At 63.9% G+C, this 24,414-nt stretch carries 18 protein-coding genes and 1 riboswitch; of the genes, 9 read left to right on the forward strand and 9 right to left on the reverse strand.

Going from position 1 to position 24,414, the window contains the following annotated elements; genetic code table 11:
- Positions 1–187: 187 nt before the first annotated feature.
- From AC4D2M_RS10715 to AC4D2M_RS10740, 6 genes are all read right to left on the reverse strand, one after another.
- Entirely contained in the window at positions 188–1,258 is a 1,071-nt protein-coding gene (locus AC4D2M_RS10715) for a hypothetical protein (RefSeq protein ID WP_490891789.1), read from the reverse strand.
- Positions 1,255–2,361: an AI-2E family transporter gene (locus AC4D2M_RS10720; protein ID WP_490891791.1), complete on the reverse strand. Its 1,107-nt coding sequence runs from the start codon at positions 2,359–2,361 to the stop codon at positions 1,255–1,257. The genes AC4D2M_RS10715 and AC4D2M_RS10720 overlap by 4 nt, the downstream gene beginning before the upstream one ends.
- On the reverse strand, positions 2,358–2,669 hold the full coding sequence (locus tag AC4D2M_RS10725) for a hypothetical protein (protein WP_490891792.1): 312 nt from the start codon (positions 2,667–2,669) through the stop codon (positions 2,358–2,360). The genes AC4D2M_RS10720 and AC4D2M_RS10725 overlap by 4 nt, the downstream gene beginning before the upstream one ends.
- A 1,331-nt stretch (positions 2,670–4,000) precedes the next feature.
- A complete protein-coding gene (locus AC4D2M_RS10730) occupies positions 4,001–4,414 on the reverse strand; it encodes a MarR family winged helix-turn-helix transcriptional regulator (protein ID WP_490891793.1) in 414 nt (137 codons plus the stop codon).
- Positions 4,415–4,546: 132 nt separating this feature from the next.
- Entirely contained in the window at positions 4,547–5,086 is a 540-nt protein-coding gene (locus AC4D2M_RS10735) for a hypothetical protein (protein WP_490891794.1), read from the reverse strand.
- A 290-nt stretch (positions 5,087–5,376) separates the two neighbouring features.
- Positions 5,377–6,384: a M20/M25/M40 family metallo-hydrolase gene (locus tag AC4D2M_RS10740; RefSeq protein WP_490891795.1), complete on the reverse strand. Its 1,008-nt coding sequence runs from the start codon at positions 6,382–6,384 to the stop codon at positions 5,377–5,379.
- A gap of 203 nt (positions 6,385–6,587) precedes the next feature.
- On the opposite strand from AC4D2M_RS10740, the gene AC4D2M_RS10745 reads away from it, so the two are divergent.
- From AC4D2M_RS10745 to AC4D2M_RS10760, 4 genes are all read left to right on the forward strand, one after another.
- The gene (locus AC4D2M_RS10745; RefSeq protein ID WP_490891797.1) at positions 6,588–7,736 is read left to right on the forward strand and encodes a baeRF3 domain-containing protein; all 1,149 of its coding nucleotides are present in this window, start codon (positions 6,588–6,590) and stop codon (positions 7,734–7,736) included.
- 110 nt (positions 7,737–7,846) lie between these two features.
- Positions 7,847–8,311, forward strand: coding sequence for a hypothetical protein (locus AC4D2M_RS10750; protein WP_490891798.1), 465 nt, complete (start codon positions 7,847–7,849; stop codon positions 8,309–8,311).
- 83 nt (positions 8,312–8,394) lie between these two features.
- The gene (locus AC4D2M_RS10755; RefSeq protein WP_490891800.1) at positions 8,395–8,814 is read left to right on the forward strand and encodes a nuclear transport factor 2 family protein; all 420 of its coding nucleotides are present in this window, start codon (positions 8,395–8,397) and stop codon (positions 8,812–8,814) included.
- A gap of 176 nt (positions 8,815–8,990) precedes the next feature.
- Positions 8,991–10,679, forward strand: a complete 1,689-nt coding sequence (locus tag AC4D2M_RS10760) for a thiamine pyrophosphate-binding protein (RefSeq protein WP_490891801.1) — start codon at positions 8,991–8,993, stop codon at positions 10,677–10,679.
- Positions 10,680–10,696: 17 nt separating this feature from the next.
- Here the strand turns inward: AC4D2M_RS10760 and AC4D2M_RS10765 are convergent, their stop codons facing one another.
- Positions 10,697–11,410 carry a TetR/AcrR family transcriptional regulator gene (locus AC4D2M_RS10765; protein WP_490891802.1) on the reverse strand — a complete coding sequence of 238 codons (714 nt, stop codon included), beginning with the start codon at positions 11,408–11,410 and terminating at the stop codon, positions 10,697–10,699.
- Between the two features lie 229 nt (positions 11,411–11,639).
- On the opposite strand from AC4D2M_RS10765, the gene AC4D2M_RS10770 reads away from it, so the two are divergent.
- From AC4D2M_RS10770 to atzF, 5 genes are read left to right on the forward strand one after another with little or no spacing between them, the layout of a single operon-like run.
- A complete protein-coding gene (locus tag AC4D2M_RS10770) occupies positions 11,640–13,145 on the forward strand; it encodes an amino acid permease (RefSeq protein WP_490891803.1) in 1,506 nt (501 codons plus the stop codon).
- 44 nt (positions 13,146–13,189) lie between these two features.
- Positions 13,190–14,071, forward strand: a complete 882-nt coding sequence (locus AC4D2M_RS10775; RefSeq protein ID WP_490891804.1) for an urea amidolyase associated protein UAAP1 — start codon at positions 13,190–13,192, stop codon at positions 14,069–14,071.
- Positions 14,068–14,748 carry an urea amidolyase associated protein UAAP2 gene (locus AC4D2M_RS10780; protein ID WP_490891805.1) on the forward strand — a complete coding sequence of 227 codons (681 nt, stop codon included), beginning with the start codon at positions 14,068–14,070 and terminating at the stop codon, positions 14,746–14,748. The genes AC4D2M_RS10775 and AC4D2M_RS10780 overlap by 4 nt, the downstream gene beginning before the upstream one ends.
- Positions 14,745–18,455 (forward strand): urea carboxylase, encoded by a 3,711-nt coding sequence (uca, locus tag AC4D2M_RS10785; RefSeq protein WP_490891806.1) that lies wholly within the window; start codon positions 14,745–14,747, stop codon positions 18,453–18,455. The genes AC4D2M_RS10780 and uca overlap by 4 nt, the downstream gene beginning before the upstream one ends.
- Positions 18,452–20,215, forward strand: coding sequence for an allophanate hydrolase (gene atzF, locus AC4D2M_RS10790; protein WP_490891808.1), 1,764 nt, complete (start codon positions 18,452–18,454; stop codon positions 20,213–20,215). Before uca ends, atzF begins: the two co-directional genes overlap by 4 nt.
- An 85-nt stretch (positions 20,216–20,300) precedes the next feature.
- Here the strand turns inward: atzF and thiC are convergent, their stop codons facing one another.
- A complete protein-coding gene (gene thiC / locus AC4D2M_RS10795; protein ID WP_490891809.1) occupies positions 20,301–22,025 on the reverse strand; it encodes a phosphomethylpyrimidine synthase ThiC in 1,725 nt (574 codons plus the stop codon).
- Positions 22,018–22,127, reverse strand: a riboswitch (TPP riboswitch). It overlaps the preceding gene by 8 nt.
- Before the next feature lie 46 nt (positions 22,128–22,173).
- Positions 22,174–24,357 carry an alpha-xylosidase gene (gene yicI, locus AC4D2M_RS10800; protein WP_490891810.1) on the reverse strand — a complete coding sequence of 728 codons (2,184 nt, stop codon included), beginning with the start codon at positions 24,355–24,357 and terminating at the stop codon, positions 22,174–22,176.
- Positions 24,358–24,414: the final 57 nt, after the last annotated feature.

Below are 24,414 nucleotides of genomic sequence, written 5' to 3' on the forward strand. Positions count from 1 at the left end.
TTGGTCGTCATCGCCGTGGTGGCAGGAGGCACATTGGGCGGAATCATCGGGGCCCTCGTCGCGGTTCCCGTGGCAGCCGCGGCAGTCATTGTGCTGCGAAAAGTTGTCATCCCGAAACAAAACCAGCGATAGAGCCGTTCCGGCAGGGGCAAAGGAGCAAACGCGGTTTGCAGCGTCGCGGGGAGGGTCAGTCCTCTTCGGAATCAGCCAGTTTCCTTCGTTCGTGTTGTCGGCGGCTGTAGGTTGCTTCTCGGATCGCCTCGTCGCTGTCGAAGTTTGAGCCGAGCGCTCCTGCAGTTGTGCCGAGGGAGGCGGCAAGCCATGAAAGTTCTATGTAGTCCGTGAAGTTCACTGGGTGTTGGAGTTCCGATTGAAGATATTCAGTCGAGATGACGGCTACGGCACCGAAGAAGACCAGCGCAAAGAGGGCGGCGTACATCATTGTGACGCTGAGCAGGACTGTGAGGATTGCAGAGGCGTTGTCCCAGGCGGCATTCCGCGGTGTCGAGACATGGCTCGACGAGTTCCACAGCCCGTTGTGGACAATGAGCCAAATGCTGAGGGCCGAAATGGCAAGGGCGCTGATGAGGAGTAGCCGAACCGGTGGGAGGGCGTCAGCCATCCGCCAGATAGATGCGTAGAAGATACCGAACGCTCCGGTCGCTGCCGCTGCGGCCATGGAGCTAGAAAGCGCGGGGACCAGTCGTCCCGGACGATTGCTGCGGATCGTTCCCGTCAGCAGCCGAAGACGGTTCCACACGCCCGGAGCAGTGAGGTAGGCCACCTCACTCGGCTCTTCCAGGAACTGGAAACGAGCCCTCCCGAAACCCATGTCCTTCGACAATTGGGCGTTGTCAGGACGTTGTTGATCCTTCATAAGGTGAATCAGCGTCAGTATTAGCCTCTGGACCGAGGATTTGATGGCCACTGCCCCGAGAGTGGGAAGCGATATGAGCGCCGCGTTGGTTGCATAGTCGATCTCGCAGAGCATGGGAGTGTCGTCTTTGAGCCGGGGCAGGTCAGTCAGATAGATGAAGTAATCCCAATGCTTCTCTGCCTGCAGTCTCCTGGCCAGGGAAAGAAAGGGGATTTCACCTTCGGCGTTGAGGGGCAACTTCTCGCTGCTGGTCTCCACCTGCCAAACCGCCTGACCGGCGAAACGGTTTTCCAGCTGTTGCTTGAAGCCATTCATCAGAGAATCAACAATCTCTCGGGGAAGTCCGGGATCAGCGACCAACCCAACGGTCACATCGGTCATGAATGCTCCTCCCCGATTGATCTTCCCAGAGGCATCGGTTGATCGGGTGTGGCCATGTTCCAGCCTTTGATGACGGTCCAAATCACCGCAGCTACGGGCACGGCAAGGACTGCTCCGATGACACCGGCGAGGATCCCCCCGACGCCCAGTGCCAGGAGGACCACCAGCGGGTGGAGTTTGACGGCTTTGCCCATGATGACCGGTTGCAGGAGGTTACCTTCGAGTTGTTGGACGATGATGACGGCGGCAGCCATGGCTAGGGCCGTGCCGGCGCCATTGGTGACGAATGCGACCAGGACGACGAAGATCCCGGTGATGGTTGCCCCGACGACCGGGATAAAGCCGCCGAGGAAGACGATGGCAGTCAGGGGTAGAACGAGGGGAACCCCGAGCAGCAGCATGGCCAGTCCGATACCTGCCGCGTCGATGGCGGCGATGATCGTGATTCCGCGGACGTAGGCTCCCATGGTTTCCACGGCGTTCCTACCTGCGCGCATGGTCCGCTCGCGCCGGTCCCCGTGGAGGGTTTGGGTGAGGAAAGACCACATGGCTTTGCCGTCTTTGAGGAAGAAGAACAGGACCACAATCGTCAGTAGCAGGGCGGTCAGGAACACCGCGACGGTGTTGAGGGCTGCGATGGCATCACCAGCGGAGAACCCCCCGGTGAGGGACTGGATCGCATTCTCCCGCGCCTGCCGGATCTGTTGTTCTGAGAACGGTAGCGGGCTCTGGGCGATGGTTCTTTCAAGCCTGCCGAAGCCTGCATCAGTGTTGGCCCTCAGCTCATCCCACCGAGCGTAGATGGAATAGGTCACCGCTGCTCCCAAGCCGACCAGGGCGAGGATGCCCGCTAGCAGGGAGATGAAGGTGGCCGCCGGTTTTGGCATGCCGCTGCGTTGAAGGAAGTGAACCAGGGGACTGATCGCGGCGGTCAGCAGCAGCGCGACCAGTACTGGTACGAGGACCAGCTGCACCGCGGTCAGGGCATTGATCGCCATGACGGCAGCGAAGACGGCGAGGATCACCAGAAGTAGCTTGACCGTGGCGTGGCCGGCGCGCGTGTTCCAGATGCTGGTCATGCCGGCGGGGTTGGAGGCGCTCATGGTTTCGCTGAACTTTGGATGTCGGCGGCCTGGTTTTTCCAATGAGCCAGCAGGGCGCCGGCGATGATCGCCGCAGCCCCCGCGCTCCAGGAAGCAAGGAGTATCGTCGCGCTGAATGCCGCGTCGAAAAGCCCGGCGAGGTGGTGGGGCCGGGGAAACATCAGCCCGACTGTGAGGATGCTGAAGCCGATGGTTTCCGGTATCCCGAACCATATGGCGGCGGCCACGACGCTGAGAACGGCTGCGGGCCTGCACGCATCACCGATACGTTGCCCACGGACGTGGGCGCCATTCCTATGAGTATGCAAGGCTTATTTCTCCTTCTTATGTGGTTTCTACTGAAGGTTAGCCGTGAGGCGGCCAGCGTTGTCGAGAAATTTATCCGGGGACGCCCACCCGGGTGTCCACGACGAGAACTTTCCGGTGATTGCGCAGATCCGGCCGTTGAGGTGTCGACCGTGCTCGCTTGGACGTAGGTCTCGCCCTCCCAGTCCTCGTAGAGAGCATCGTCGAGGTCAACTCCCGACGTCCGCTCCTTCTTCCGAACCTGATGTCCCGTCGCAGGCCGTTACTCCCAGAGCGCTGATCGGCAGGATCGATAACGCCGCTGCTCTCTTCATCCAAGTGCGCTTACTCATAGTTCGCATGTCCTCCTCTAAGTTGGGTCCGGCCCATCTTGTGGATTGGTAATTTTGAGGGCGACCCTAACACCGTAAGCATCCTTAGTAGGCCGGGTTCTAGCTGAGCGATTCGCTCGTTACCTCTGTCGCAGGAGTCGATATCGCGGCGTAACCCCAGCTTTACCTACTCGTTATTCACACCGTTGCGACGTCACATACCCTGTGTCTCGTGTCAGCCGCGCTGACCTTCACACCCGTACAGGGAATCCCGAGCTAGCTTTCCGCATCCTCCCTGAATTCTTCCACTCAGTTCCCAGCCATTTACCTGCCTCTAGCCATGCTCGCTCGATAGCTTAGGAGGCCATTGCTGCAAAGATAGGAATAGAACATGGCACGCCTAAGCAGGATACGTATTGGTATGGCCGTGTTGGATAGGACAGGGACGATCGTCGGGGTGGTGAAGGCTTTGGAGCTTGCGGAGGGCACCAAGCCACCACTGAGTCTGGTTCTTGGTGGGAGTCAGAGTCAGCCGATGCTGGAAGCAAGCTTGCGGGAAGTGGCGCGAACAAACCGGCCCGCTCGTAGGGGGCGCCTGTTGATAGAGACGAGCGAGGGCAAGGAAATCGTTGAATCTTTGGAGTCGGTTGACCGTGTCGCGGACACTGGTGTTCATCTTGCGGTGGCCAGACAGATTGACAAGACGGGTGAGGGGTCACTCGAGGGCGTATAAGACTCATGAAGCCCGGGGAGGAAACGAATGGCGCAACTGTTTCGCGTCGGACGCGGACGGCTCGAATAAAGGGTGGTCGTCACCGTCACTCAGCAGGCATAGCGTCAAATGTCTCGAAGCCATCCGAAACCTTGTAAGTCACTGGGCTTAACACTTCAGGTTCCGGCGATTCAGTGGTTTCCGGCACAGCGCTTGTCGGAGCCTCGCTTGCCGGCGCTGCACTTGTCGGCGCTGCCGGCTGTGGTTCCGCGGCAAGCTCCCCGCCCCCACACCCCGTCAACAGAACGTACTAGATCACACCTGGCTGCAGAAGTTGGGGAAGGACTTGCAGGAGTTGGGCACGTAGCCCCTCGGCTCCTGTCAAGAGAGATTTCTCGATGTCGCGGCCGACCTGTAGAACCTTTCGCCCGCGAGGAGTGATGTGGACCATCCGGCACCTATTGTCGTTTGCTGGATGGTAGGTGATGACGTGTCCTTGCTGTTCCAGCCTATCCAGGATGCCGCCGGCGGTGGGGGTTTTGACGTGAAGTGATTGTGCTATCGCAGATTGGCGAGGGGTCGGGCTGGTGGTTGCTGCTGACAAGGCGAGGTAGCCGGCATAGGTGATGCCAAGGCCGGTAAGGCGTCGGTTCCAAACGCTGGCCAAGAGGCGCGATGCGTGGCTGAGTAATTCCCGGGATGTTTCCGGTTCAGGATGCGTCACATCGTCACCTCTTGTGGTTGCCTGTAGTCGCGTGCCGCTACTAGGCTGCTTGGTTTTCGGATTCTGAGAACATGTGGTCGGCCCACGTTCCCCGTCGAGACGTCCGTTACTTACTGGGATGGCAGGCGATGATTACTCGTCCTCGAGGATCCCTCCACTCGTGGCCTCAATGTAGGGCTCTCCCACATAGTCGGCGTAGAGCTCGTCCTCCAGGTCGATCCCCAGCTTCTCCTCCGCGGTCACGACGTCAAACCCCTGCTGGACTGTGCCGGTCAGTTCGACGACCTGGCCCTCATCGAGAGGAGGAATCTCCTCCATCTCGAGGATCAGCAGCGGATCAACGGTGGTGCCGGCGGCACCGGCAATCACGAACGTGTCATCCGAGAGGGTTTCCGTCACCTCCGCGGAGACTGTGACCTCCTGGCCCACGTAGGCGTCGGCTTCGTCGTAGAAGTTCTGGTCATACGGGCCGGCAAAACCCGGCATGGGTTCGGCTACCGTTTCTTCAGGTGCCGGTGAAGTTTCCGCGATGTCGCCCTCGGAGATGTCCTCCACATCGGTGCCCTGTTCGGGTCCTTCGGTGTTACACCCTGCGAGCCCGAATGCAGTGATCGGCAGGATCGACAGCGCGGCGGCTCTCTTCATCCAGGTCTGCTTGGTCATAGTGCCCATGACTCCTCCTTTGGGTTCGGGTCCGGCGGCGCGAGCCGGCCCGTCGTGCGGTTGGGTTTGTTCAGCCCCTCCCAACACCGTAAGCAGGCTTAGTAGAGAGAACCCACGAGAGCTATCGACCCGTTACCGCCGTCGCGGGCACCGTTATCGCGGCGTTACCCTTTCTCTACTTAGACGTGACGCTGCCTGGTTCTCCGAAGCGAATTCCCTTTCCAGCATCGCGGCAGATCCTTCGATTCGGACTACACCCCGGCAAGCATGCCCAAGTACTCCCGAGGATCGAGGTAGATTCACTTGGGTGTGGCAGAGGCGAACGCCGCGGTCACATGTGCAAGGGCGGCTGTCATTTCCGCGAGCAAGTCAACGTCGACGTTGTCCAATGTGTCGCAGCGTCGGTGGTAGCACGGGTCATGTTGCTCGCCGGCAGTTCCGCCATACGCTTGTGCTTCCTGCGCCGTTTTGATTCCTACGTCGCCCGTGAAGAGGCCGCCCACGGGTATGCCGGCTTCTTCGAATGCGGCGTAGTCGGACCCTCCGTCTAAGACCGCGGGTTCGACGCTTAGGCCGGATGTGGCGAAATAGTCGAGGAACATTTCCTCGATCTGAGCCGAACCGTCGGGATACCGGCCGCCGAAGGTGGACCCGTCGCCATCATGGACAAAGCGCGCGCCGTTAGGCGATCCCGCTATATCGATGTTCAGGTTCATCGCGGTCTGATCGATTTGAGCGTCGGTCAACTGATTCACGTAGTGCGTGGAACCTTCCAGGCCATCCTCCTCGGCACCCCAGAAGGCGAACCGCACGCGGTTGGCAGGGTCTTCGCCGGCCGCGGCGATCCACCTGGCAACTTCCAGCATCGCTGCAACACCGCTGCCGTTGTCGTTGATTCCTGGGCCCTTGAGCACCGAGTCCAGATGACCTCCGACGACGATGGTGTGGGCATCGCTGCCGGGCGTGTCGGCCAGTATGTTGAAGGATTCGACCCATTCGCCGTCGTCCTGGTAAGAGAAGGGTTGCCGGACGGGCGTATAACCGGCTTCCTGAAGGACCGCCTCGACATATTGGGCGGACTCCTCGTATCCGGATGTACCTGCTGCACGGTTCCCATTATTCGAATCGGCGATGTCCTGCAGCGCTGCGAGGTGCACCCCGTAATCAGCGGCCTCCAACGACTGTTGGACGGCGCTCGCGTTCGGCGCCTGATCGGGCACCAGGGGAAACGGCGCAGAACACGCAGCGGCGCCGAACAACACCGTGGACACGGCCATGATCAGACCGGTCTGGGAGAGGGCTCGCATGAACGGAAACCTAGCCCCAACCGGCACCAAACGGAAGCACACTCTAACAACGATCGAGATCAATTACGCAGCTGGGAGGGTGGCCAGCAGCGAATACAAACAGTAGCGTCGAAGGCAGTGAGGAACTGACCGGTGAGATCGAGTCCGCCGTCAGTTGTCACCGCTAAGGCAGTACGGAACACGCTCTGCGGAAGGACCTTGAATTGTTCACGCAAACCGATCTGACCCGACTGATGACCATTGACTCAACCACTGCGGTATCGATTTTCATGCAGACACATCCCAAAGGGAAAGAAGTGCGGCAGGACCCCATTCGCCTGAAGAATCTCCTGGCCGAGGCCCGGACAAGGCTCATCGCCGCAGACCTGTCAGAAGCAGACGCCGACTCTATCCTTGAGCCCGCCGTCGCCCTTCTGGAAGACCGCGATTTTTGGCAGCACCAGAACACTGGATTGGCTCTCTGCATCAACACGGAACAAACAAGAGAGTTCAGGGTTCCCCTCAGCTTCGAGGAACTCGTGGTGGTGGGAGAGAAGTTTCATATCAGGCCTCTGCTGCCCCTCCTGGCTGCAGACGGTCGCTTTTCCGTCCTGACAGTGACGGCCGATGAAGCTGTTCTCTTCGATGCGTCACGTTATGAAATCACTGAGGACACAACCGCCGGTCTTCCTGAGAGAACGTCAGTGGAAAACGATTATGAGAATCCGGTGCAGGCCAGTCCTCCTGCGCGTCCCAATGTAGGGACAGCGAACATTCCGAATGCACAGGTTTATGGAGACAGCCCACCTGATTTCCGGAAAGCACGCCTCCAGGAATTCGTCGCCGACGTGGCGAAGGCGGTTGAGAATCGGCTTTCCTCGGACCCCCAACCCCTGGTGCTCGTCGCGGATGCTGAACTCAGCGGGCATTTCCAGCAAGCGAGCGGCCTTGGCGAGCTCCTGGCGGGCGTCGTGGAGACCAATCCGAGCTCACTTGATACTTCAGCGCTGCACAATCTGGCTTACGAGCAGGCGAAGGAACGGCTGGAAAGCGGACAGATGGAAGCCATCACCAACGCCGCTGAGCTTCTGGGCAGAGGCGACAATGCAGCAACGAGCCATATCGGGGACATCGTTCGCGCATCACACCAGGGGCGGGTCGGCACTTTACTCGTTAACGACGGCGAGCCGATCTGGGGGCATTACGACAGCGAGGCTGACAGACTTGAGACAGGGCCCGTCTTCGAATCCCGGGGAGAGGATCTCTTGGGCGTCGCCGCAACCGAGACACTGCAACACGGAGGGGTTGTCCATGTTGTATCGCCGGATGAACTTCCCAAGGAAACCGATGCAGTAGCGCTCCTGCGCTACTGAACCATAAGGCGTCTCTTCTGGATCCTTCGTTCGTGGTTCTACCCGAACCCAGAATGTGCCGGGCGGAAAGTTGAAGGATGCGCGACGTTCGGGCGGGCTACTCTGGTTCCATGTCGCGAGCACTCCTTCGAGCCTGGGGAATTGCGCTCATCGTGCTGACCTCCGGATGTGCCTGGATCCCGCAGCCCAAGCCCGGTACGGAATCAGGACCCAACGGTGAACTGCTGGTGGTGTCGCGTACCGGGCCGGTGGACGCCGTCATGGAAGCGCTCTTCGAGGGCACACTCTTTCTCAATGAGCACTCCTGCGTTGCCGGTCGCACCTTCGACGGCCAGGAAGTGACGATGCTCTTTCCGCAGGGCAGTTCGCTGGAGGGTGCCGACGAGTTGGTGATCCGCTCCGGGGATCATCGGATCGCCCTTCAGGTTCCTGTCGCGCTGGGTGGGGGCTTCTTACCTTCCGATGAGGACAACCTCTCGGACGTCCCGGACGGATGCAAGTACGACGAGACGTTTCTCGTCCAGACGATCGGGGGGCCGGGACCGGTGGCCGAACCGTCAGCTTCGCCTGACTGATCAATGGACAAGGTGCACCTGCAGTTCTTCGGGCAGGGAATCGAAGGATCAAAGGGAACCAGTCAGCCGAAAGGAGAGCCCAGATGCGTGAAGTTATAGATCGGCTTGTGGCGGCGTTGAACGCGCACGATCTCGAAGCGGCAGCGGCGCTGTTCCACGAGAAATACCATAGCGAGCAGCCTGCCCACCCTGGCCGGGCCTTTGTGGGCAGGGAACAAATGCGCGCGAATTGGGCGGCAATGTTGGTCGGGATTCCTGACCTCCACGCAGAATTGATCCGCTCGGTCGAGGACGGGAACACCACATGGACCGAATGGTTCTGGTTCGGTAATCGCACCGACGGTCAATCGGTCCAGGTGCGCGGAGTGACCCTTTTCGAGATCAAGGGTGGCCTGATCACGGCTGGCAAGCTGTACATGGAGGACGTCGAACGCGAGGCTGTGGGCATCGAGCAGGCGGTGGAGGATCTGTCCGGGCGTCGACCGGACCATGCCGGGGACTGAGTAGCATCACGGCCGACGCGGGGCACCGCCCACGGCTTCCTAGGTGCCAAGGGACTCCCATTGGCCGCTCCAGCGTCGCCGCGTCGCTGGCCGGTGGCGTTTTCGGCACCCGATGCGAGCGGCCTGCCCATGACCGATAACCTATTCACGACGACACGAAGGAGTGGATAGAACCAATGACGAGCGCCAGCACACACGTTCCACAGTCCGGCAAGACTCCCACGCTTCCGGACGAGGGCCACGTTTCGGCGGCGGTGGCTGACGCGGTCGCGGAGCGGGCCGGGCACCTGTTCGGGCTCATGGGCAACGGCAATGCGCACCTGATCAGCCGGCTCACGAGGCGTGGCTTTCCGTTCACTTCCGCACGGCATGAATCCGCTACCGTCGCCATGGCTGACGCGTATCACCGGGCGACCGGCGGAGTCGCCGCAGCAACCACTACGTACGGCGCCGGTTTCACGAACGCCTATACAACCCTGGCCGAAGCGCGCATTGCCCGCATCCCACTGGTCCTTGTTGTCGGCGACGCGCCGTCCAGCGGGCCACGGAACTTCGACCTCGACCAGACGATGGCCGCCGAAGCGGTCGGCGTGACCACGCTCGTTGCCCATCCCGGCAACGCAGCCGAAATCACCCATCGCGCCTTTGACCTCGCACTGCAGACGGTGCAGCCCGTCATCGTCGCCATCCCCTATGACCTGGCCACGGCACCGCTCACCGAATCCGAACCCCTCGACCCGCTGCCCGCCAAGGCAGAGTGGCCACCCAAAACGGATGACCTGGAACGCGTCGCCGACCTGCTCGCCTCGGCGCAGCGTCCGGTGGTAATCGCCGGCCGCGGTGTCGTGCTCGCGGACGCAGCCGCTGCGCTGCGGACCATCGGTGACCGCCTCGGCGCGCTCTTCATGACCTCAGTGATGGCGATCAACGCGTTCGAGAGCGAGTGGGACCTTGGCGTCGCGGGCGGATTCACCCGACGCCACCGCCTCGACGTGGCACGCCAGGCGGACGTCGTGCTGGTGGTGGGAGCGAGCATGAACATCTTCCAGACGCGCTACGGAACCCTCTTCCCGCCGGAAACACGCATTATTCGGGTGGACAACGAACCTGACGAGCATCATCCGATCGTCGTGGACTACATCCGCGCCGACATCCGCCCCTTCGTTGAAAGCCTGCTGGAGCGGGTGCAGGAAGCACCGACCACGTGGCGCGAGCAGGTCCCCGAGGTCGCCGGGGAGGAGTTCCATTCTTCCTCGCCCATAGAGGATCCGGTCGAGTTCGGCCCCGACGGACGGCTGAATCCGCGGGCGGTGGTCGCTGCCCTGGAGAGTATCCTGCCGGTGGAGCGGTCGGTGGTCATGGATGGCGGGCACTTCATCGGGTGGGCGCCGATGTATCTGTCGGTGCCGGATCCGCACGCCATGATCTTGGTCGGCACGGCCTTTCAGGCCATCGGCATGGGCTTCGGGTCCGCCGCGGGGGTCTCTGTGGCGCGGCCGGAGCGCACCACCGTCCTGGTCAGCGGCGACGGCGGCGGCCTGATGGGGTTGGCGGATTTCGAGACGTTCCTCCGCGCCACCCGAAGGGGAGTGGTGGTGGTTTTGAATGACTCCGCCTATGGCGCCGAACTGCACCAGTACGCGGCCAAGGGACTGCACAACAAGGCGATGCTGATCGATGAAGTGGACTTCGCCGCCGTCGGGCGAGCCCTCGGTGCCGAGGGCGCCAAAGCCCGCACCCTGGCGGACCTCACGGAACTGAGCGACTGGCTGGCCGCCAACGACGACGGCGTCTTTGTCCTCGACGTCGCCATTTCCCAGCAGGTGGTTGCCGAGTTCATGGCCGAATCGGTGGCCAAGAAGTAGGAACGACGACGACGGCGTTACCTCGCGCTGTTTGCGCAGGGAACGGCGTCTGCGTGGACCGTACCGTGGGCGGCAATGAGCGCCCTGCTTTCCGCGCGGATCTCCTTCAACCGGTCGCCCAGGCCGCAAAGAATGATGCCGGCGTCTGCCACCTGCATCGGGGAGTCCGGCGTGCTCAGCCCATCGGCCCGCAGGCTCACCAGGGACTCAACCAGCCGGAAAGCCAGGTCACCGTTATGGGCGGCGTCGGATGCGCCGCTCCCGGGAAGCTCTGCGCCGAGGCGCTGATACAGGCCCCGTAGTTCCCGCCTGTCCTCCAGGAAGCTGCTGAAACGCTCACTTCGCGCTTCCGGCAGGTGGTAAAGGACGCCCAGGTTCCAGCGGGCGGTGCACAGTTGGATTCCGTCGTAAAGCGCTGTCGCATGTAGGCGGGCAGCGGCGGCGAGTGGTTTCTCGTGTGGAGGACGGTCCCGGGTGATCTCGCGGGCGAACGCCAGCCCGCCTGCGACCGTGCCGGAGAGCAGGACCTCGAGGATGTCATCCTTCGTTTTGAAGTGGTGGTACAGGGAGGACTGGCGGATCCCGACGGCGTCGGCGATGGCACGCGTCGATGTATTCGCGAAGCCCTGTGTGGTGAAAAGTTCCGCGGCGGCGTCGAGAATCTCATCGATGGCGGTGGCTCCGGGCCGGGAGGGCTGCTGTTTGCGGGGGCGGCCCGGTCCTGTGGTCACTGCATCATTCTTGCATCACTACTGACGCACGATTCGGGTGGCCCCAGTTGGTGAGAAAGGCGAAATATCCGGGAAACAAGCTCTCAATGAGCCTTTCACAGAGGTGAAACCGTTCGGGCATATCCGCTTGGAAAACTATCAAGTGACCGGTATTCAGCAGCTATCGGCTTCATCGCTGCATTTGCCGGAACGATCCACTGCCTGTCCCGTTCCAGCTACGGAGATCCCGATGACGTCCACTGCTCTCCCCGCGTCCGCACATGCGGACGATGCCGACCTTTCTTCCCTCGGCTATGAACCTGCCCTGCACCGCAAGCTGGGGCGATACGCGTCTTTCGCGGCCGGCTTCTCCTTCGTCTCGATCCTGACGACCATCTTCCAGCTCTTCGCCTTTGGCTACTCCTTCGCCGGCCCCGCCTTCTTCTGGACCTGGCCCGTGGTGCTTGTGGGACAGCTCCTGGTCGCCCTCAACTTCGCCGAGCTGGCCGCGCGGTACCCCCTCTCGGGGGCGGTCTACCAGTGGTCTCGGCGCGCCGGCGGTGAAACCGTCGGCTGGTTCGCCGGTTGGTTCATGGCACTGGCCCAGGTGGTCACCGCCGCTGCTGCCGCCATCGCGCTGCAGGTAGTGCTGCCCCAGCTCTGGGACGGCTTCCAGCTCGTAGGCGGGGACCCTGCACTGAACACCGTAACCGGCGCCACGAACGCCGTCGTCCTCGGTGCGGGCCTCCTCATCGCCACGACGATCATCAACTGCCTCGGCGTCAAGCTGATGTCCCACGTCAACTCGATCGGCGTCACCTGCGAGATCGTGGGCGTCATAGCGGTTGTCCTCGCTCTGGCGACTGCCGCGCAGCGCGGTCCCGACGTGGTCATGGAAACCACAGTCCTCCAGGGCTCCGAGTTGGGTGCCGTGGGCGCGTTCCTGGTGTCCGGCCTGATGGCCGCATATGTGATGGTCGGCTTCAACTCCGCAGGAGAACTGTCCGAGGAAACGAAGGATCCGCGCCGGACTGCTCCCCGGACCATTCTTTCGGCGCTCATCATCTCCGGCATCGGTGGAGCGCTCATGATCATCACCGCGCTGATGGCGGCACCCAGCCTTGACGACGGCCGACTCGCCACCGAGGGGCTTCCCTACGTGCTTACGGCAGTCCTGGGAACCTTCTGGGGCAAGGTGCTCCTGGTGGACGTTGCCGTGGCCATCTTCGTCTGCACCCTGGCCATCCAGACCGCCGGATCACGGCTGGTCTTCTCGATGGCCCGGGACGGCAAGCTCCCGGCCTCCGCACTGCTGTCCTCCGTCCATCCGACCCGCGGCACACCGATGTGGCCCTCCATCGCCATCGGCGCCCTCGCCGTAGCAGTGCTCGGCATCAACGTCGGAAACGCTGCTCTCTTCACCACCCTCACCAGCGTCTGCATTGTCATGGTGTACCTCGCCTACCTGATGGTCACTGTGCCCCAGCTGATCAACCGCCTGCGCGGTGACTGGAACGGCGTTGGGCAGACCATGCCCGCCGGCCTCTTCTCCCTAGGGCGCTGGGGGCTTCCCGTAAACATCCTCGCCGTCCTCTACGGCGCCGTCATGGTGCTCAACCTGGCCTGGCCCCGACCCGAGGTCTACGACCCCTCCGGGGAGAACGGGATCCTGCTCTATTCGGCGCCGCTGATGGTGGGACTGGTCCTGTTCCTCGGGATCTGGGTCCGCCGCCGCACCCTGGCCGTGAAGGCCTGAAACCCGTCCGCTCCGCACGTACCCGCACCACTCACAGGATTGATATGACACAGACAGTAGAAACAGCAACGACCGGCACGGCCACCACCGCCGGTGCCCGCGCCCACGCCCGCAGCCAGCACGGACGCTCCGCCGACACCATGCGCCACGTTCCCGCCGCTTCCGCGCCCGAGGCGTTGACTGCCGGACTGCCCGACGCCGGCCGCCACCGCCTGGTCTGGAGCGAATCCCTTGCCTTCGGCCGCTACACCACCCTCCCGCTGGCACGCGGGACACGTGTGAGGATCACGGACACAAGCGGGGACGCCTGCGTGCACAGCCTCCTCTACCGGGCGGGAGCAATGCATGAGCGCCTGAACATTGCGGACACAGTGAAGGTTCCGTGGCAGGCGTATCCGACACTCGGCCACCCCCTGCTGTCCGACGCAGGGCGCCTGATGGCCACCATTGTGGCGGATACCTCGTCCAGCCACGACGCCCTCACCGGCGCCACCACCGTGGCAGGCAACACCGCCCGGTACGGTGCGGGCAGTGCGCACAGTGCATCACCGGCAGCCCGTGAGCTTCTCACCCTGGGGGCACTCAAGTGTGGTCTCAGCCCCCGGGACGTGGCGCCGTCGTTGTCTTTCTTCAAGGGCATCACCGTTGACCCAGCCGGCACTATCGCGTTCACCGGAAGCGCCGGTCCCGGTGCTTCGGTGGACCTGCTGCTCCAAATGGACGCCGTGCTGGTGCTGGCCAATACTGCGCACCCGCTGGACCCGCGGCCGCTCTTCACCGGCACCGCTGTCGACATTCTCGCCTGGAGCGCGCCCGAGGACCTCGACGCGTTGGCTGAGGGGCAGCTCGCCGGTCCGCTCTCACCGGAACACCTCCAGGCGCTGAACAACACCGAACACGACCTCACAGCAAGGAACGCCCGATGAACCCCGTCACGGAAATCCAGGAAACCAAGCCGGAAGCCGGCAGCACCGCCCTTGTACCGGGCGCAGTCGTCCTCGATGAGTTCGTCGAGGCCCGCGGTCCCTGGTCTGCGGTGGTCAGGGCAGGCGATGTGCTGACGATCGTTGACCTGGAGGGAAACCAGGCCGTGGATTGCCTGCTCTACGCCGCCGGAGATACCTCAGTACGCTACTCCGCAGCAACAACCATCGCCGCACAGCAGTCCATCGTCCTCACCACCGGATCAGTGCTCCGCGCCGACACCGGTGCGGCACTGATGACGGTGGTTGCCGATGAGGTGGGCGTGCACGACACCATCGGCGGGGCCTGCTCGCAGGAGTCGAACACCCTTCGCTACGGCCAGCACACCCGCGAGCAGCATGCCTGCGTCGAGAACTTCCTCATTGAAGGCTCCCGCTGGGGGCTCGGTAAACGGGACCTGGTCTCCAACATCAACTGGTTCATGAACGTGCCGGTGGACTCTGACGGCGCTCTCGGGATTGTTGACGGGCTGTCTGCTCCGGGCAAGCGCGTGGCACTCCGGGCAGAAGAGGACACCCTGGTCCTCGTTTCGAACTGTCCGCAAATCAACAACCCGTGCAACGGCTTCAACCCAACTCCCGTCCGAATGATCATCACCCGTCCGGAGGTTTCACAGTGACCCGCTTCGACACCCTGCTGGTCGCCAACCGCGGCGAGATCGCCTGCCGGATCATCGAGTCGGCAGGCGATCTCGGACTGCGCACCATTGCCGTCTTCTCAGAAGCCGACCGCGGCGCGCGCCACGTGCAACTCGCGGACGAGGCTGTCCTCCTGGGCCCGGCCCCCGCCAAGGACTCGTACCTTCGGGTGGACGCACTGCTGGCTGCCGCCGCTTCAACCGGGGCCGGCGCCATCCACCCCGGCTACGGCTTTCTCTCCGAGGATGCAGACTTCGCTGAGGCCGTGGAGCGCGCGGGCCTGGTCTTTGTGGGACCCACTGCTGAACAACTGCGGATTTTCGGCACCAAGCACACCGCGCGCGACGCCGCACGTGAGGCAGGCGTACCCATGATCGCCGGGTCCGGACTGCTGCCCGACGTCGATGCGGCCCTGACAGCCGGAGCAAACATCGGCTACCCGCTGATGCTCAAGGCAACCGGCGGCGGCGGCGGGATCGGAATGACAATCTGCCGCAACGAACACGAACTCGCCGAGAACTTCCCCCGCGTCGCCCGCATGGCCAGCGCCAGCTTCGGCACCGCAGGCATCTTCGCCGAACGCTACGTCGAGAACGCGCGGCACGTGGAGGTGCAGATCTTCGGTGACGGGGAAGGCCGGGTAGTCAGCCTGGGGGACCGTGACTGCTCCCTGCAGCGCAGGCACCAGAAGGTTCTGGAGGAAGCACCCGCACCCGACCTGGCGGATGATCTGCGCGAGGAACTGCATCGCAGCTCACGCGCGCTCTGCGCCTCCCTGAAGTACCGCTCCGCCGGAACTGTGGAATTCGTCTACGATCCGGTCCGCGGGGAAGCGTCCTTCCTGGAGGTCAACGCCCGGCTCCAGGTGGAGCACCCGGTCACCGAGGCCGTCACGGGAGTAGACCTCGTCGAATGGATGCTTCGCCTGGCCCAGGGCGGCGAGGACGCCGCCGCCGTCCTCGCAGACATGCCCGACAGTGTGCCCGTGTCCGGCGCAGCAGTCGAGGCTCGCCTCTACGCCGAGGATCCCGCCCGGGGTTTCCAGCCCAGCGCCGGAACCGTTACCAATGCCGTCTATCCCGACGCCTCAAGCGCTCGCGTTGATGCCTGGGTAGAGACGGGCAGCGAGGTCTCCACCAATTACGACCCCCTGCTGGCAAAGATCATTACAGCTGGAGCCAGCCGTGACGAGGCCTTCGACCGGCTGGCTGCGGCTCTGAGCGTGACACGCATTGACGGCATCGAAACCAACCTCGGCATGCTTCGCGCAGTCAGCGGCCTCGACGTCGTCCGCAGCGTCCTACACTCGACGAGCACGCTCGACAGCGTCGGTGATCCCGAGCCCCGGATAACAGTGGAACGGCCCGGCCTGCAGACCACCGTCCAGGACTGGCCTGGACGCACCGGACTCTGGCAGGTGGGCGTCCCACCGAGCGGTCCCATGGATGACCTGTCCTTCCGCCTCGGCAACGTGGCGCTTGGCAATCCGGAAGGTACTGCGGGCCTGGAATTCACCATGGCGGGCCCCAGGCTGCACTTCACCCATAACACCACCGTGTGCGTGGTGGGTGCCGATGTCCTCGTTAGCGTGGACGGCAAAGCTGCACCCGCCTGGGAGCCGCTCACCGTACCGGCGGGCGGAACACTCGACGTCGGTACCGCCGACGGTGCCGGCCTCCGCGGGTACATCCTGTTCGAGGGAGGCCTGGACATCCCCGAATATCTCGGCAGCGCGTCCACGTTCACACTGGGACAGTTCGGCGGCCACGCCGGCAGGGCGCTGCGCACGGGCGACGTGCTCCGCGCGGTCCCGACCGAGCCGGTTGCCGGGGAGGTCGCGCGGCCGCACGGTCCGGTTCCACTCGATTCCCGCCCGGTCCTCACTACCGACTGGGAACTCACCGTGGTCGAGGGACCACACGGAGCCCCGGAGTTCTTCCAGCGCGAAGACATCGAGGAGCTTTACTCAGCCAAGTACGAGGTGCACTTCAACTCTGCCCGCACGGGCGTCCGGCTGATCGGACCGAAGCCGCGCTGGGCCCGGAACGACGGCGGCGAAGCGGGTCTCCATCCCTCCAATATCCACGACACCGCCTACTCGGTGGGAGCCCTGGACTTCACCGGTGACACCCCGATCCTGCTTGGGCCCGATGGGCCGAGTCTGGGCGGGTTCGTCTGCCCCGTCACCGTGGTGGCGGCAGACCGCTGGAAGCTCGGCCAACTACGGCCCGGCGACAGGGTCCGGTTTGTGCCCGTCCAGGTGAGTCAAACAGCCTCCATCAAGGATCTTGGACCCGGCCGGCAGCTGATCCTGCCCGGTGATGTGGCCTGGGCAACCAATGGGAACAGTGCCGCTACGGGACGGGGCGACGGCGACGACGGCGTACTCGGCCGGGTGCCGGAAAATACCGGACGGCCTGCAGTCACCTACCGTCGCTCCGGCGACGACAATCTCCTGGTCGAGTTCGGCGACATGGTCCTGGACCTCGGTCTGCGGGCACGTGTCCATGCCCTTCACCAGCACATCGCCGGGTTACAGCTGCCCGGCATCGTGGACCTGACTCCGGGTATCCGTTCCCTGCAGATCAAGGTTGATCCGTCCGTCCTGCCCACCCGCCGCTTGCTGGGCCTGGTGCAGGAAATTGAGCAGGCCCTGCCCGCGAGTTCGGAGCTGGTGGTGCCCAGCCGTTCGGTCCGCCTGCCATTGTCATGGGACGACCCAGCCACCCGCGAGGCGATCGAACGCTACATGACCGGCGTTCGCGACGACGCCCCCTGGTGCCCGTGGAACATCGAGTTCATCCGGCGGATCAACGGGCTGGAGTCGGTGAACGAGGTGTTCGATACCGTCTTCAATGCCGAGTACCTGGTCCTCGGACTGGGTGATGTGTACCTCGGCGCACCCGTGGCCACACCGCTGGATCCGCGGCACCGCCTGGTGACCACGAAGTACAACCCGGCGCGGACCTGGACCCCCGAAAACGCAGTAGGAATCGGTGGCGCCTACATGTGCATCTACGGCATGGAAGGCCCCGGCGGCTACCAGTTCGTGGGACGCACCACCCAGGTGTGGTCCCGCTATGCCGATTCCGCGCCGTTCGAACCGGGTTCCCCCTGGCTGTTGCGATTCTTCGACCGCATCTCCTGGTATCCGGTAAGCCCTGAGGAGCTGCTGGACCTGCGCGCGGATATGGCAGCCGGCAGGGGAAGCGGCGTCGAGATAGAGGACGGCACCTTCTCCCTCGCCGAGCACGAGCTGTTCCTCGAGGAGAACCGCGCCTCCATCGCGGCGTTCCGTACCCAGCAGGCGGCCGCGTTCGCAGGGGAACGGCAAGCCTGGGCCGATGCCGGCGAGTTCGACCGCGCAGACGCTGCCGCCGTCGTCGTACCCGCCACGGATGACGTGGTGGTTCCTGACGGGGGGTCCCTGGTCTCCGCGCCGTTCGCGGCGAGTGTATGGAAGGTGGATGTGGAAGTCGGCGAGCGGGTGGTCCGCGGCCAGACCCTGGTCTCCCTCGAAGCGATGAAGATGGAAACCGTCCTGACCGCCCCTGACGACGGGGTGGTAGTCAGCGTCCTTTCCGCGGCGGGAGCGCAGATAGTAGCCGGCGAGGCCGTGGTGGTCCTGGGCAGCGCTCAGGACGCCGACGTCGAAGGCGACAGGGAACTTGAAGGAGTAACAGCATGAGCGCCATAACAACCACGACGACGGCCGCCACCGAGCGGGTCCGCGCAGCTCTTGCCGCAGTGGAGGCCGTGCAGCGGCCCGAGATCTGGATTGCGCTACGGGACGGCGACGAGTTGCTGGCGGAGGCTGCCGCGGTCGACACGGCTGTGGCGGCCGGTGAGGAACTGCCTTTGGCGGGCCTGCTCCTGGCGGTGAAGAGCAACGTGGACGTCCAGGGCATATCCACCACCGCGGCGTGCCCTGGTTTCGGCTACCTGCCCGAAGCCGATGCCCCCGCTGTAGCCCGGCTGAAGGCGGGAGGAGCGATCGTCCTCGGGGCCACCAACCTGGACCAGTTCGCCACCGGGCTTGTCGGCACACGGAGCCCGCACGGAGTCGTCCGCGATTCGCGGCGCCCGGACCGGATCTCCGGCGGTTCCAGTTCCGGTTCGGCAGTGGCTGTGGCACTGGGCCTGGCGGACATTGCGATCGGCACCGACACCGCCGGTTCCGGCCGGGTGCCCGCAGGGCTTCAGGGGATCGTGGGCATCAAGCCGACGTTGAATGTCGTCTCTACTGACGGCGTCGTACCGGCATGCCGTTCCTGGGACGCAGTCACGATCTTCGCGCGGGAACTGACCACCGCCGAACTGGCCATGGGCGTGATGGCAGGGAGTGCACGGCCCTGGCCGGCGGATATCCGGCTGGCAGCACCAAGCGCGCCGCGGGTTGCTTATCCGGCGCGGCTGCCGGAGCTGCCCGAGGCCTGGGCTGACGAGTTCGGGCGCCGGATCACCCGGCTTGAGGATGAGGGAGTGGTTGCCGAAGCGATCGAGTTCGACGTCTTCCTCGAAGCCGCGCGCCTGCTGTACGACGGCGGCCTGGTGGCCGAGCGGTATGCGGCCGTCGGTGAGTTCGTGAAAACGGCCTCGGGTCTATCCGGGAACCCGGAAGGTCTGGACCCAACCGTGGGCGGAATCATCGGCAGGGCCGGTGACGTGCCTGCCCACCGGTATGTCGCAGACACGGCAAGGCTGGAGAGGCTGAGGACGCAGGCGATGGAACTGCTCGACGGGTTCGATGCGCTGATTGTTCCCACGGCACCGTTCCACCCGACGCTGGCCGAGGTGGCCGCGGATCCCGTGGGGGTCAACTCGCGGATGGGGACGTATACGAACTTCTGCAACCTGTTCGATCTGTGTGCGGTCGCCGTGCCGGCCGGGGAGGTGGAAGGTTCCCAGTTCGGCCTGACGGTGGTGGGACGTACCTTTGACGACGCCGTGGTGGCGGACATCGCACGCAGGATCGAGGACACGCCGACTTCGCCGGCACTGTTCGCCGATGGTGCGGCGGTCCGTCTGACGGCACCCGGCACGCCTTGGCCCCTGGCTGCAGGAGCGACGGCGGTACCCCTCGTTGTGGTCGGTGCGCATCGCCTGGGCCAGCCGCTTGCACGGGAACTGGAAGCCCTCGGAGCGTTCTGGGATGGGCCCGTGCGAACCGCTGCCCGGTACCGGATGGTGTCCCTGGATACCCAGCCCCCGAAGCCGGGGGTTTACCGGTCGGAGGACGGAGCTGAGCTCGTCGGTGAGCGCTGGCTGCTCTCGGAGGCGGCGCTGGGCCGGTTCCTGGCGGCCCTGCCCGAGCCGATGCTGCTCGGTTCGGTGCGGCTGCAGGATGGTTCTTCCGCAGTTGGATTCGCCTGTGACGCGGTTGCCGCCGCTCAGGGCGCCGACATCACCCACCACGGAGACTGGCTGGCAGTGCGGCAGGAAGCCTAGTACTTCCGCAGATCCCAGGCGCCGTATCATGGAGCGGCCGGTTCCCCGAAGGGAACCGGCCGCCGTCGTCCGTTGAATGATGCTCCTACGAGTGAGGCAGGGCCGGAGCCGGGAGGTAGACCTTGCTGCCGGCGGCACGGAATTCGGCTGATTTGCCCGCCATGCCCGCTATGGCTTCCTGCGCGGACACTCCACCGAACTGGTCACGGATGTCCTGGGAGATGCGCATGGAGCAGAACTTCGGACCGCACATCGAGCAGAAGTGGGCGGTCTTCGCCGGCTCGGCGGGGAGCGTTTCATCGTGGAATTCCTCGGCGGTGTCCGGGTCGAGGGAAAGCGCGAACTGGTCGCGCCAGCGGAACTCGAACCGGGCCTTCGACAGCGCGTCGTCCCGCTCCGATGCGCCGGGATGGCCCTTGGCCAGGTCAGCGGCGTGGGCGGCGATCTTGTAGGTGATCACGCCGGTCTTCACATCGTCTCTGTTGGGCAGGCCGAGGTGTTCCTTCGGGGTGACATAGCAGAGCATCGCCGTGCCGTAGCGGGCGATCTCGGTGGCCCCGATGGCTGAAGTGATGTGGTCGTAGCCGGGTGCGACGTCGGTGACCAGCGGGCCCAGCGTGTAGAACGGGGCGCCGTGGCATAGTTCCTGCTGTCGTTCCACGTTCTCCCGTACCAGCTGGAAAGGGATGTGGCCTGGGCCTTCGACCATCACCTGGACGTCGTACTTCCAGGCACGCTCCGTCAGTTCCGCGAGCGTGTCCAGCTCGGCGAACTGGGCGGCGTCATTCGCGTCGGCGATGGAACCGGGGCGCAGCCCGTCCCCGAGCGAGAACGCGACGTCATAGCGGGCGAAGATCTCGCACAGCTCGTCGAAGTGGGTGTACAGGAAGTTCTCGCGGTGATGGGCAAGGCACCAGCCGGCCATGATGGAGCCGCCGCGGGACACAATGCCGGTGACCCGCTCCGCCGTAAGCGGGACGTAGCGCAGCAGGACGCCGGCGTGGATGGTCATGTAGTCCACACCCTGCTCGCACTGCTCGATGACGGTGTCGCGGAAGATCTCCCAGGTCAGCTCATTGGCCTCGCCGTTGACTTTTTCAAGTGCCTGGTAGATCGGAACTGTGCCGATCGGCACGGGGGAGTTACGGATGATCCATTCCCGGGTGGTGTGGATTTCGTCGCCGGTGGACAGGTCCATGACGGTGTCCGCTCCCCACCGGGTGGCCCACTGCATCTTGCTGACCTCCTCCGCAATGGAGCTGGTCACCGCGGAGTTGCCGATGTTGGCGTTGATCTTCACGAGGAACGCCTTGCCGATGATCATGGGCTCGGACTCGGGATGGTTGATGTTGTTCGGGATGATGGCCCGCCCGGCGGCAAGCTCGCTACGGACCAGTTCGACGTCGCAGTTCTCCCGCAGCGCGACGAACCGCATCTCCTCCGTGATGACGCCGTTCCGTGCGTAGTGCATCTGGGTCACCGTCCGGCCTTCACGGGAGCGCAGCGGTACCGATTGCTCACCCTGCCACTCCTGGGAGGCGCGGCCGCGACGCACTGCGGACCTGCCGTCGTCGTGCAGGTTTCTCTCCCTGCCGCGGTAGGGCTGTGCGTCACCGCGGCCCTGGATCCAGTGCCGCCGCAGCGGAGGCAGGCCGCGGACCGGGTCGCTGCCCGGGCCTGCCGTGCGGTACACGCGCAGAGGCGGGTTCGCAGTCCCGTCGGGGGAGGGGGAGAGGCTTATCTCGGTGACTGGAACAGCGAGATCGTGTTCCGTGTCGCGGACATAGGCGATCGAATGTGAATAACTCAAGGTTCCTACTTCCTTCGCCGGAATTACCCGGACAGGTTCGACGGTCGCAGGCTGCATCAGCCCGATCTCAGCCCCTGCAATGGGGCACCCGTGTGGATGCTGTAGACCCTAGCACCCGACCTGCGGAAAGAGAGGATTCTCCTTTCCCTTACGAACCCACGACGACGGCGCTCACCTCGCCCTGCGTAACGGCCACCTCGTAGGAGGTCAAGGAACCGTCGGGGGAAGGCACCTGAACAGTGCTCCGATGCCCCTCCCCAACTGCGAACGCCCTGAACTCGACGTCGGTTGCCCAGTTGTAATCCGGCCGGGTTGAGACCGTGCCCATCGGCAGCACCGTTCCCGGGCGAACGAATACCGGAGCCTCCAGAACCGGGAAGAACCGGCTGTGCCACCGCGGGCCCTCCAAAGTTTCGCCGGTTTCGAGGTGAGTCCACGTTCCCTCGGGGAGGTAGAAGGAGTGTTCGCCGTCGGCCTCCAGCACCGGGGCAACGAGGAGGTTGCTTCCGAGCATGTACTGCCGGTCCAGGTGGGCGCATCCGGGATCGTCCGGGAATTCAAGGAACATCGGGCGCATCAGCGGTGTGCCCGATGAGTACGCCTCTTCCGCGGCACCGGCCAGGTAGGGCATCAGGCGCATCTTCAGTTCCGTGAAATGGCGCAGCACGTCCACCGACTCTTCATCGACCAGCCAGGGCACCCGGTAGGAGTTGGATCCGTGCAGGCGCGAGTGCGAGGACAGCAGCCCGAACGCTATCCATCGCTTGAAGATCTCCGGCTGCGGGGTGCCCTCGAATCCGCCGATGTCATGGCTCCAGAACGCGAAGCCCGAGGACGCGAGGGACAACCCGCCGCGCAGGGATTCGGACATTGCGGCGAACGTGGATTCACAGTCCCCGCCCCAGTGCACGGGAAGTTTCTGTCCGCCCGTGGTCGCGGACCTGGCAAACAGGACCGCTTCGCCGACACCCAGCTCCTTCTCGAGGAGCTCGAACACCGCTTCGTTGTACAGCTGCGTGTAGTAGTTGTGCATCCGCTGCGGATCCGAGCCGTCATGCCAGACGACGTCGGTGGGGATGCGCTCGCCGAAGTCGGTCTTGAAGGAGTCAACTCCCTGCCCGAGCAGCACCCGCAGCTTGTCCTGGTACCAGAGGATTGCATCGGGATTGGTGAAGTCCACCAGGGCCATGCCGGCCTGCCAGAGATCCCACTGCCACACCGACCCGTCAGCCCTGCGCACCAGGTAGCCGAGCTCCTGCCCCTCCCGGAACAGGTGGGAACGCTGCGCAATGTACGGATTGATCCACACGCAGACTTTCAGGCCGCGTTCGTGCAGCCGCCGCAGCATGCCCTCCGGATCGGGGAAGGTGGCCGGGTCCCAGACGAAGTCGCTCCAGTGGAACGCCCGCATCCAGTGGCAGTCGAAATGGAAGACGGAGAGCGGCAGGTTCCGCTCGGCCATCCCGTCTATGAAGGACATCACGGTCTTCTCGTCATAGTCCGTGGTGAACGAGGTGGAAAGCCACAAACCGTAGGACCACGCGGGGATACGTGCGGGCCTGCCGGTCAGCTCGGTGTACCGGCGCAGAATCTCCTTCGGGGAGGGCCCGTAAATAACGAAGTACTGGAGTTTCTGGCCCTCAACGCTGAACTGCGCCCGTGAGACGACCTCGGACCCGATTTCGAACGAGACGCGCTCCGGGTGGTTCACGAACACCCCGTACCCGGAGTTGGTCAGGAAGAACGGCACGTTCTTGTAGGCGAGGTCGCTCGAAGTTCCACCGTCCTCATTCCACACATCCACCGACTGGCCGTTCTTCACGAACGCCCCGAAGCGCTCGCCAAGGCCATACACATTGGTACCGACGCCGAGGGCGAGCTGCTCGTGCACAAAGAAGCGTCCGGCGTCGTCGGTAATGAAACCGACGCTGCGCGGCACCGAACTGGTCAGGTGCCTGCCCTCACCGGTGAAGTCGACCGTCCAGTCGCCGGTGAGACTGACAGACGCGGTCAGCGCGCCCGAGGTGAGGGTCGCGTGTGTTTCACCGACCGACACGTCGACGGCGGGGTGCGCTTCCTGTACATCGAACCGGGGACCGGGGTCGAGTGTTCCCTGGAAGTGCTCGATGGTCACGCCGATGACGCCCTCAAGCGGTGACGTGAAGGAAACCGTCAGTTGCGGGCAGTTCAACGCATCGCCGCGCGCATTGATCTGCCGGGTCGGTGCATAGACTTCCAGGCCCGAATCGGTGGCAACGACGTCGGAAATGTCCCGCGGGTGCAGGGCCGTCAGCCCCTTGCGGTACATCCAGTAACCGTCAGTGAATTTCATGCTGTTCCTCTATTTCGTGCGTGAAAGTGTGCGGGTGAGTGTCGAAGCGCTTCTGCA

The organism is Arthrobacter sp. TJ-270 (assembly GCF_058269075.1).

What these genes read in the sequence shown, in the direction of transcription:
- AC4D2M_RS10735 (WP_490891794.1), bottom strand. Translation starts at nt 5,086, where the DNA reads ATGGGCACTATGACCAAGCAGACCTGGATGAAGAGAGCCGCCGCGCTG.
- AC4D2M_RS10760 (WP_490891801.1), top strand. Translation starts at nt 8,991, where the DNA reads ATGACGAGCGCCAGCACACACGTTCCACAGTCCGGCAAGACTCCCACG.
- atzF (WP_490891808.1), top strand. Translation starts at nt 18,452, where the DNA reads ATGAGCGCCATAACAACCACGACGACGGCCGCCACCGAGCGGGTCCGC.
- AC4D2M_RS10720 (WP_490891791.1), bottom strand. Translation starts at nt 2,361, where the DNA reads ATGAGCGCCTCCAACCCCGCCGGCATGACCAGCATCTGGAACACGCGC.
- yicI (WP_490891810.1), bottom strand. Translation starts at nt 24,357, where the DNA reads ATGAAATTCACTGACGGTTACTGGATGTACCGCAAGGGGCTGACGGCC.
- AC4D2M_RS10740 (WP_490891795.1), bottom strand. Translation starts at nt 6,384, where the DNA reads ATGCGAGCCCTCTCCCAGACCGGTCTGATCATGGCCGTGTCCACGGTG.
- AC4D2M_RS10755 (WP_490891800.1), top strand. Translation starts at nt 8,395, where the DNA reads ATGCGTGAAGTTATAGATCGGCTTGTGGCGGCGTTGAACGCGCACGAT.
- AC4D2M_RS10775 (WP_490891804.1), top strand. Translation starts at nt 13,190, where the DNA reads ATGACACAGACAGTAGAAACAGCAACGACCGGCACGGCCACCACCGCC.
- AC4D2M_RS10770 (WP_490891803.1), top strand. Translation starts at nt 11,640, where the DNA reads ATGACGTCCACTGCTCTCCCCGCGTCCGCACATGCGGACGATGCCGAC.
- AC4D2M_RS10750 (WP_490891798.1), top strand. Translation starts at nt 7,847, where the DNA reads ATGTCGCGAGCACTCCTTCGAGCCTGGGGAATTGCGCTCATCGTGCTG.
- AC4D2M_RS10780 (WP_490891805.1), top strand. Translation starts at nt 14,068, where the DNA reads ATGAACCCCGTCACGGAAATCCAGGAAACCAAGCCGGAAGCCGGCAGC.
- AC4D2M_RS10715 (WP_490891789.1), bottom strand. Translation starts at nt 1,258, where the DNA reads ATGACCGATGTGACCGTTGGGTTGGTCGCTGATCCCGGACTTCCCCGA.